Below are 5,535 nucleotides of genomic sequence, written 5' to 3'. Positions count from 1 at the left end.
CGCCATAAGTTAAAGCTTGGTCATTCAGGGAAAACCCATAAATTAAATTTATATCTAGCTATTTTCACCCCCAAACCGTCCTCCCCCTGCCATTGCGCCTGCGCCAAGCCCTCGCCCGATCTCTGCCGGATAAATCTCTGCACCACTGCGCGCCGTCATAACCTGTTGTTTTAAGTCTGGTATCCTATGGCTATTCGGCCCTATGGCCACCAGCTCAGGAACCTCTTCATGTCTCTTCCCATCAAAAACAGCGCCAGGCAGCGTGCGGAAGACAGATCCCGCATTCTCACCCTGCTGCTGCGCGATGATGCCCTCACCGACAGCCTGCTCGATCCGCAGGTGGTGCAGGATGCCGAGCAACGCGATCAGACCAGCGAACTCACTGCGCTGGTCAACGGGTTGCCCGCCGCCGACGTCGCCGATGCGCTGGAGTCGCTGCCGCCTGATGAACGTCATGCCCTGTGGGCACTGGTGGAGGAGGAGAAGCGCGGCCAGATCCTGGTCGAAGCGTCGGAGACGGTGTGGGACAGCCTCATCAGCGGGATGAGCGACAAGGAGCTGCTGCACGCCCTGCGCACCCTGGATATCGACGACCAGATCTATCTGGGCCAGTACCTGCCGCGCAACCTGATGGGGCGGCTGCTCACCTATATGGCCCCCGCCGACCGGGATCGGGTGCGGGAGGTGATCCGCTACGGCAAGCACACCGTCGGCGCCATGATGGACTTCGAGATCATCACCATCCGCCCCGAGGTGAGTTTGGCCACGGTGCAGCGCTATCTGCGGCTGCGCGGCAAGATCCCCGCCAACACCGACAAGCTGTTCGTCATCGATCGGCGCAACCACCTGCTGGGGGAGCTGGCCCTCACCACAGTGCTGCTGCACAAACCCGCCACTCTGGTGAGCGATGTGATGGAGCGAGATCCGGTCACCTTCGATCCGGAGGATAACGACGAAGCGGCGGCCCGCTCCTTCGAGCGGGATGACCTGCTCTCCGCCGCCGTGGTGGATGGTAAGGGCAAGCTGATGGGCCGCCTCACCGTCGAAGAAGTAGTAGATCTGGTCTATGAGGAGAGTGACACCGACCTGCGCCGGATGGGGGGTATCAGCGAGGATGAAGACGTGTTCGCCCCGGTCTCCAAGGCGGTCAAGACCCGCTGGGCCTGGCTTGCCATCAACCTCTGCACCGCCTTTGTCGCCTCGCGGGTGATCGGCCTGTTCGAGCACACCATCTCCCAGCTGGTGGCGCTGGCGGCCCTGATGCCCATCGTCGCCGGGATCGGCGGCAACACCGGCAACCAGACCATCACCATGATAGTGCGGGCGCTGGCGCTGCAGCACATTCAGGCGGGCAACCTCTCCTTCCTGCTGCTGCGGGAACTCGGCGTCGCCTTTATCAACGGGCTGGTGTGGGGCGGCACCATGGGCATCGCCACCTATCTGCTCTATCAGGATGCGGCGCTCGGCGCCGTGATGACCCTGGCCATGATGCTCAACCTGCTGGTGGCCGCCCTGATGGGAGTCATCATCCCCATGACCATGACCCGACTCGGCCGCGACCCGGCAGTCGGTGCCAGCGTGATGATCACCGCCATCACCGATACCGGCGGCTTCTTTATCTTCCTCGGGCTGGCGACCCTGTTCCTGCTGTAAACCGTGCGTTGAAAACAACAAGGGAGCCACTGGCTCCCTTGTTGTTTCAGGCGCGTTTGCCAACCCCTGCCGTTAGCTGCTTATCGCTTGTCAGCGGTGATCAGCAAGCCATTGGTGTCGGGGAAGCCGATGATCAGCGCCTCTTTTTTGGCATCCGAGGTAAAGGTAGTGATATAAGCGACGCGGTTATCCATCGCCCGGGCCAGAGCGGCATTCCAGAGGTTTTCGATCGGCGTGGCTGCAGCGGATTGCTTGAAGTTGCACTTGCCAAACCCGGTCATGGTCAGCTTGCTCAACCCGGCAGTGGCACTCCCCTCGCCCACCAGCGTACAACCTGCCGCCGGAAACTCGATCGCCACCGTCAGCTTGCCGCCGTTGTTGGTGGTATCCACCTTGCCCACCATGTCGCTGCTGAAGCCATCGCTGTCCGTGGCACTCCAGCTGGCCGTGGTCACCGCTTTGGTGGTCAGGGCCGTCACCGCCACATGACCGCTGAAACCGGAATAGATGGGGGAATTGTCGGAGAACTTGGTGCCGGTTCGGGTGAAATCAAAAACCCAGCGCTTGATCTCCTTGCCCTGCAGATCGATGACCGGCTGATCTTGGAAGGTAATGAGGTTGTGGTCGTTGGTCACCGAGCTGAGCGCCGTGCTGGTGCCGAGCCGCTCGCTGTTGCGGATCAACTGCACCGGGTAGATCCCGTCTTTGTCGGCTTTCTGGTCAGCCTGACCCAGCCACTGGCTGTTGGTCTCGACCTTGCCCACCTGATGATCCACCCAGACACCCCAATACTGCACGGTTTCACCCTTCGGGTAGACCAGCGCCAGACCATCCAGATCCTTGATCATGCGCGGCGTCGCCTTGTCGCCGTCGCGGCTCATCAGATTCGCTTGGTAAAGACCCGCCTCCGGCAGGGCCAGTGGCACCCGCTTGGCGATGCTGTTGGCAGCTTTTTCGCTGTCACAGGCAGACAGGGCCGCAGCGCAGGCGATGGCCAGCAGCGCTTTGTTGTGCATTTTCATGAGGTTTTATTCCTTGCTGTCGCTTTGTAATTTTTAGATGCAATCAATCGCCGCTGAATTTAAGGGAAAGGTCATCTATCAGTCGAATGGAGATCTGTAACCAACCATTACAGCCTCGCAGGAGCGGCAGGCCGCGCCGCTTGCCCCGACCGCACAGCGGTGACGACAACAGGGTGACTAACAGTGAAATAGCATTGAGGGTTGCGGCCCTGAAGCAAGACAAAAAAGAGATTAAAATCAGAGCTATAACTCTATTAACAGGAGGGTAATTAGCCCGAATTGCCAGCCTGCTCACAATCGGATTCTTTTGCTGTCGATAGAATGCACCACGCTGGCATACCCATAACAAGAGAATCCAACAATGAAAACCACCCTCAAACTGAGCGCGGTGGCAGTTATCTTTTTGCTGTCCGGCTGTGACGACAACAACTCTCAGGCCCCCGGTGATCTCACCCTGCGGCTGATCGAAACCTCTGATATCCACTCCAACCTGCTGAGTTACGACTACTACCAGAACAAGCCGGATGCCTCGCTGGGCTTCGCCCGCACCGCTGTGCTGATCCGCAAGGCCCGCGAAGAGAACGCCAACAACTTGCTGATCGACAACGGCGACCTGATCCAGGGCACCCCGCTGGCCGACTATATTCACGACCAGCAGGTCAAACAGCAGTGGCTGAGCAAGCAGACCCACCCCGCCATCAAGGCGCTCAACACCATGAGCTATGATGTCGGCAACCTGGGCAACCACGAATTCAACTTCGGTCTCGACTTCCTCTCCGAGACCCTGAAAGGGGCCAACTACCCCTACATCAACGCCAACGTCTTCCAGGCCGATGCCTTCAGCCGTGATGGCAAGGGCACCATCGACTGGAGCAAGCAGAAGTTCAAACCCTATGTGGTGCTGGATCGTCAGGTGAAGGATGCCAACGGCAATACCCAGACCATCAAGGTCGGGGTGCTGGGCCTGACTCCGCCCCAGATCACCCAGTGGGACAAGCGCAATCTGGAAGGCAAGGTGGTGGTGGCCGATATGGTCGAGACCGCCGAACACTATGTACCCGAAATCCGCGCCAAGGGCGCTGACATCGTCGTGGTCGTGGCCCACACCGGCATCATAGGTGACCCGCGCGAACCCATGATGGAGAACGCCGCCCTGCCGCTGGCCAAGGTGAAAGGGGTCGATGCCCTGCTGCTGGGCCATGCCCACCGCACCTTCCCGGGCGACTACCCCAACATGACCGATGTGGACAACGAGAAAGGCACCCTGGCGGGCGTACCGACCGTGATGCCGGGCGTCTGGGGCAATCACCTCGGCATCATCGACCTGCACATGACCTGGAAAGAGGGTCGCTGGGAAGTGGCCTCCAGCCAGTCCCAGCTGCGCAAGATCGACAGTAGCGCCAGCAGCACCGAAGATCAGGCGGTGGTCGATCAGGTCATTGCCGAGCACGAGCAGGCCAACCAGTGGCTGGACGAGCCCCTCAGCAAGATCACCAAGCCGATCCACAGCTTCTTCGCGCTGGTGCAGGATGACCCCTCCATCCAGATCGTCAGCGACGCCCAGCTGTGGCATGCCAAGAAGCTGCAACAGGATGGTCAGCTCAAGGAGAAATGGCCCATCCTCTCCGCCGCCGCGCCATTCCGTGGCGGTCGCAACGGCCCGACCGACTTCACCTATGTACCGGCTGGCGATATCTCCCTGCGCAACGTGGCCGACCTCTATGTCTACCCCAATACCCTGCAGGTGGTCGCCATCAATGGCGCGACCGTACAGGAGTGGCTGGAGAAGAGTGCCGTCCAGTTTAACAAGATCGATGCTGCCAGCACCGCTACCCAGTGGTTGGTGAACGAGAAGTACCGCACCTACAACTTCGACGTGATCGACGGGGTGAACTATCAGGTCGATGTGACCAAACCCGCCCGTTACGATGTGGATGGCAACAAGGTGAGCGACAGCTATCGCATCACCAACCTCACCTATCAGGGCAAGGCAATCGACCCGGCCCAGATGTTCTACGTGGTGACCAACAACTACCGCGCCAGCGGTGGTGGCAACTTCCCGGGCATCAACGCCAAGGTGATCGTCCATGAAGATCAGTTCGAAACCCGCGAAGTGCTCTCCGAATACCTCAAGGATCTGGCAGAGAAGAATCCGGCCGGTTTCGAGCCCCCGGCAGACAACAACTGGCAGCTGGCCCCCCTGCCCGCCAATCTGGATCTGCGCATCTACAGCTCGCCACGCAGCGAGGCGCAAGCCCTGACCGGTGGCAAGCTGAACTATGTGGAGACCCTGCCACCCACCGATGCCAAACACCCCGGCTTTGGCGTCTACAAGCTGGTGCTGGCACCCTGAGCCTCAGGGTTAATCCGGCAATAACCTCTACAACCCCCTCCTGATACGAGGGGGTTTTTGATGGTGCAGGCAGAGGGTCAGCTCTTGTACACCAGCCGCTACCTGCGGTAGTTCACGCAGCCCGTTTATCCCTTCACGCCATCGCCTCCCTCTGTCGAACCATCCAGATCCCGGCTGGTCTGCCCCATACCGCCCATAAAAAAACAGGCCCACCGAAGTGGGCCTGCTGTTATCTGGGTGGTCGGGAATATCGCGATAAAGGGCGCTACTCCCGCTCCTTCACATAGGGGGTGCCAAGCGCCTTGGGGGCCACCGCACGGCCGATAAAACCGGCCAGCAGGAACACGGTCAGGATGTACGGCAGTGCCTCGATGGCCTGTACCGGAATCGCGAAGTCACCGATAGTCACCCCCTGCAGCCGGATGGCGACTGCATCAAGGAAACCAAACAGCAGACAGGCTGCCAAGGCACTCCAGGGGCGCCACTTGCCAAACACCAGTGCTGCCA

3 protein-coding genes and 1 pseudogene are annotated in these 5,535 nt (G+C 60.0%); 2 read left to right on the top strand and 2 right to left on the bottom strand.

Features of this window, described 5'->3' with window-relative positions; genetic code table 11:
* Positions 1-228 precede the first annotated feature (228 nt).
* The gene (mgtE, locus tag AACS18_RS07845; protein WP_181363427.1) at positions 229-1,653 is read left to right on the top strand and encodes a magnesium transporter; all 1,425 of its coding nucleotides are present in this window, start codon (positions 229-231) and stop codon (positions 1,651-1,653) included.
* Between the two features lie 80 nt (positions 1,654-1,733).
* On the opposite strand, the gene AACS18_RS07840 is transcribed toward mgtE, so the two are convergent.
* Complete coding sequence (locus tag AACS18_RS07840) at positions 1,734-2,675, bottom strand: hypothetical protein (RefSeq protein WP_108614063.1); 942 nt, start codon at positions 2,673-2,675, stop codon at positions 1,734-1,736.
* A gap of 361 nt (positions 2,676-3,036) precedes the next feature.
* Between AACS18_RS07840 and AACS18_RS07835 the strand changes: the two genes are divergently transcribed.
* On the top strand, positions 3,037-5,028 hold the full coding sequence (locus AACS18_RS07835; RefSeq protein WP_021230729.1) for a bifunctional 2',3'-cyclic-nucleotide 2'-phosphodiesterase/3'-nucleotidase: 1,992 nt from the start codon (positions 3,037-3,039) through the stop codon (positions 5,026-5,028).
* A gap of 265 nt (positions 5,029-5,293) precedes the next feature.
* On the opposite strand, the pseudogene AACS18_RS07830 reads toward AACS18_RS07835, so the two are convergent.
* Positions 5,294-5,535: pseudogene (locus AACS18_RS07830) on the bottom strand (ABC transporter permease); the annotation flags it as partial.

Origin of the sequence: Aeromonas sp. HMWF015 (assembly GCF_963878965.1) — a bacterium.
Lineage (GTDB): Bacteria > Pseudomonadota > Gammaproteobacteria > Enterobacterales > Aeromonadaceae > Aeromonas > Aeromonas veronii.
This window is presented reverse-complemented; position numbering and strand designations above follow the sequence as displayed.